Source organism: Trueperaceae bacterium (assembly GCA_031581195.1).
In the GTDB taxonomy this organism is placed as follows: Bacteria; Deinococcota; Deinococci; order Deinococcales; family Trueperaceae; genus SLSQ01.
Genome location: JAVLCF010000155.1, coordinates 1 through 3,901 on the forward strand (window position 1 = coordinate 1; position 3,901 = coordinate 3,901).

General features: G+C 77.9%; 4 protein-coding genes. All 4 read right to left on the bottom strand.

Translation table 11 applies throughout. The annotated features are described in order from the left end of the window. Nucleotides 1-155: 155 nt before the first annotated feature. Nucleotides 156-1,043, bottom strand: a complete 888-nt coding sequence (gene hemC, locus RI554_10725) for a hydroxymethylbilane synthase (GenBank protein ID MDR9392489.1) — start codon at nucleotides 1,041-1,043, stop codon at nucleotides 156-158. Further along, nucleotides 1,040-2,329, bottom strand: a complete 1,290-nt coding sequence (locus tag RI554_10730; protein ID MDR9392490.1) for an NAD(P)-binding domain-containing protein — start codon at nucleotides 2,327-2,329, stop codon at nucleotides 1,040-1,042. The genes hemC and RI554_10730 overlap by 4 nt, the downstream gene beginning before the upstream one ends. Before the next feature lie 151 nt (nucleotides 2,330-2,480). After that, complete coding sequence (locus tag RI554_10735; protein MDR9392491.1) at nucleotides 2,481-2,690, bottom strand: hypothetical protein; 210 nt, start codon at nucleotides 2,688-2,690, stop codon at nucleotides 2,481-2,483. A 7-nt stretch (nucleotides 2,691-2,697) separates the two neighbouring features. Then, nucleotides 2,698-3,901 (bottom strand): phosphoglucosamine mutase (gene glmM / locus RI554_10740; protein ID MDR9392492.1); only part of this gene is annotated, 1,204 nt, incomplete at its 5' end.

The window sequence follows — 3,901 nt, forward strand, 5'->3', positions numbered from 1 at the left end:
GAGCCGCCAGGCGAGGTCGCGCAGGGCGCGCGCCGCCGCGGGGTCGTCGAGCGGCGTGGTGTCGACGAGGGGGACGCGGACGACGTGCGCGCCGAGCGCCTCGAGGCGGGCGTCCAGCCCCTCGAGGCGGCCGGGCGACGTCGTGATCGCGACCCTCACGCCGCCCCCCCCGCCCCGAGCGCGTCGAAGGCGGCGCGGGCCGCCGCTTCGGGGCCGGCGGCGCGCACGTCGACGCGGGCGCCCTCGAACCAGGCGGCGAGCGCCACGTCGCCGCCGTCGCGCACCGCGTACGCGCCGAACGGCAGTTGGCAGCCGGCGTCGAGCAGCGTCAGCAGCGCCCGTTCCGCGGCGACGGGGGGGAAGCCGGCGACGTCGTGCAGGTCGGTGAGGGCGTCCCCGAGCGGGTCGCCGCGACGGATCTCGAGCGCCAGCGCGCCCTGCGCGGGGGCCGGGAGGAAGGCGTCGGGCTCGAGGTCGACGCGGACCAGGTCGCCGACGTCCAGCGCCAGCCGGTCGAGGCCGGCGGCGGCCAGCAGGACGGCGTCGACGTCGCCCGACGTCGCCTTCGCGACGCGGGTGGGGACGTTCCCGCGGAGCGGGACCGACGTCACGTCGGGGCGCAGGGCCGCGAGTTGGTGGGTGCGGCGCACCGCGCCGGTCCCGACGCGCGCGTCGGTGGCGAGGGCGAGCGCGCCGGCGGCGGGGTCGTGCGCGTGCGGGGCGATCAGGAGGACGTCGTGGACGGGGCCGCGGGGCGGCACGGCGGCGATCTCCAGGCCGTCGGTCGGCGCGCCGGGGAGGTCCTTGAAGCTGTGCACCGCGACGTCGGCGCGGCCCTCGAGGACGGCGTCCTGGACCGCTTTGACGAACACCCCCACGCCGAGCTCGGCGATGGGGGCGCGCGACGCGTCCCCGCGCGTCGTGACCTTCACGAGCTCCGCGTCGCGGCCGTGCCGGCGGAGTTCGGCCTGCACGTGGCGGGCCTGCCAGAGGGCGAGGTCGCTGGCGCGCGTCGCGATGCGGACGACGCCGTTCGGACTCACGCCGCCCCCCGCGTGAGGACCGCGGTGCGCGTCGCGTCGTCCCCTTCGTCCGCGTTCGCAGCGGCCCCGTCGTCCCCCGTCGCGGTCTCGGGGGACGCGTCGTCGTCCGCCAGGCCGGTCTCGGCGAGGAAGGTGCGGGCGGCGTCGACGCCGTGCTCCCGCGCGACCGCCCGGAGGCCCTTCACGGGGACGTGCGCGAGGCGGCGGGCGAGCGTGGCGGCGGTCGCGTCGTCGACCTCCCCCTCGAGGGTCTCGCGCAACCAGGCGGTCATGGCGCGGATGGCGGGCCCGAGGCGGGCCTCCGCCCAGGCCGCCATCTCGGCGTCCACACCGGTCCGCAGCACGCGTTCGGCGTCGGCGAGGTGCGCCTCGAGCTCCGCGCGGCGGGCGGCGCCCTCGCGTTCGAGGGTGTCGACGTCGACGACCGTTCGGTCCCGCGCGCGGCCGGCGACGGCGTCGACGGCGCGCGGCATGCCGAGGTCGACGAGCAGGCGCGTGGCAGGGGCCGCGTCGAGCCAGGCGGCGTCGACCTGCAGCCCGCCGCCGGTGGCGGCGACGAGGACGTCCGCGGCCGGCGGGGCGGTGCGCGCGTCCTCGAGCGTCAGGGCGCGGACCGCGCCGACGCGGGGGCGGAGCGCGTCGGCGAGCGCCTCGGCGCGCGACGCGGTGCGGTTGATCACCACGACGCGCAGGTCGTCGCGGGCCGGCAACGCCCGCGCGACGACGTGCGCCATGTCGCCCGCCCCGAGCAGCGCGAGCGTCGGGGCGGACGTGGCGTCGAGGTGGGCGTCGACGGCGGGTCGCGCGAGGCTGTACAGCGACGTGTCGCGCGGTGCGAGGGTCACCTCGCGCCGCACGGCCTTCGCGACGCGCAGGGCGGCGTCGATCGCGAAGGAGAGGGTCGCATCCACGCGTTTCGTGTGGCGCGCGGCCTTCGCTGCGTCGCGCACCTGCCGCATGACCTGGTCCTCGCCGGGGTTGAGCGCGTCGAGCGACGCCGCGATGCGGGCCAACTGCTCGAACGCCGCTTCGCCGTCGTACAGGTACGGCCGGCGCGGGGCGCCGGCCGGCGTGAGGACGTCGCGCACGTCCTCGGGCCCCACCCCTTCGGGGCGGTGCACGATCACGTCCACGCGGTTGCAGGTCGCAAGCACCAGGTACGCCTCGACGCCCAGGTCCGCGAGTCGGGCCTCCACGGGGGCGTCGGCGTACGCGCGTCCGTACGCCTCCAACGCCTCGCCGCCCCCACGACGGTGCGACACCCCGACCAACGTCAGCCCTTCCATCGAAGCGACAGGCTACCGACGGCCGTCGGGACGTGTGTCACCGAAGCGTCACGGGACGTGGCGGGGCCCACGTTCGCCCCGCGCCGGGGCGTGGCGGTGGGGGGGTAGGTCGTGCAGGGGTGGGTCGTGCAGGGGAGAGCGGTGCGGCGCGTCAGTCGTCGGCGAGCGTCGGCCGGCGCACGCGAACCCACGCCCCGCCGACGCCCGCACCGAGCGCGAACGCGCCCCCCAGCAGCAGCGGCGTCGATGCGGCGGGCAGAGCGAAGTGCAGCACCGTTCCCAGGGTCGCGGCGAACGCCGCGCCCACGCCGGCGGCGAAGCCGAGCGGGTGGACGGGGGGTGCGTCGGGCGGGGTCGCCATGCGCGAACTATAGCGCGGGCGCCGCCGCCGCCCGCCGGATCGCGTCGGCGACGGCGTCGGCGAGGGCGTGCACCTGCGCGTCGTCGCGGCCCTCCACCATCACGCGGAGGCGCGCCTCGGTCCCGCTCGGGCGGAGGTTCACGCGGCCGTCCGTCCCGAGGGTCGCTTCGGCGTCGGCGACGGCGGCCCGGACCTCCGCCGCCTCCGCGAGGGCGGCCTTCCGGCCGGCGGGCACGTCGACGCTGCGCAGCGTCTGCGGGTACGTCGGGATCGCGTCCATCCACGCCTCCAGCGAGCGGCCCGACGCCCGCACGGCCGCGAGCAGCTGCAAGGAAGTCAGCAGCCCGTCCCCGGTCGGGGCGGCGTCGAGCATCAGCACGTGCCCCGACGGCTCCCCCCCGAGCCGCAGGTCGCGCGCGACGAGGGCGTCGCGGACGTACCGGTCGCCGACCTGCGTGCGGTGCATCGTCACGCCCCGCTCCGCCAACCACCGCTCCACCCCGAGGTTGCTCATGACCGTCCCGACGACCTCGCGGTCGCCGCGGACGCGGGCCACGATCGCGAGGACGTGATCGCCGGTGACGGTCCGGCCCTTGCCGTCGATCAGGATCGCGCGGTCGGCGTCGCCGTCGAGCGCCACGCCGACGTCGAAGCCGCCCTCGAGGACGCGCTGGCGGAGCGCCTCGGGGTGCGTCGAGCCGCACGCGACGTTGATGTTCACGCCGTCCGGGTCGGCGTGTAGCGTCTCCAGGCGCGCCCCGATCCGCTCGAACGCCGGCCGCACCAGGGCGCTGGCGGCGCCGTGCGCGGCGTCGACGACGACGCGCGCGCCGTCGAGGTACGGCGCGTGCGACCACAGGAACGCCAGGTAGGGGTCCGCCCCCGCGAGGGCGGACCGCCGGCCGATCGCCGCGCCGGTCGGCGCGTCGCCGTCCGGCCCCCCGCCGCGCAGGCGCTGCTCGACGTCCGCCTCCTCCGCGTCGGCGAGCTTCGCGCCGCCGGGCCCGAACAACTTGATGCCGTTGTCCTCGAACGGGTTGTGCGACGCGCTCACCACGACGCCGCCGTCGGCCCCCACGTGCCGGACGAGGAACGCGACGGCGGGCGTGGGGAGCACGCCGGCGTCGACGACGTCCGCCCCGCGCGCCATCGCGCCCGCCGCGAAGGCGTGCTGCAGCATGTCGCCGCTGTGGCGGGTGTCGCGCCCCAGC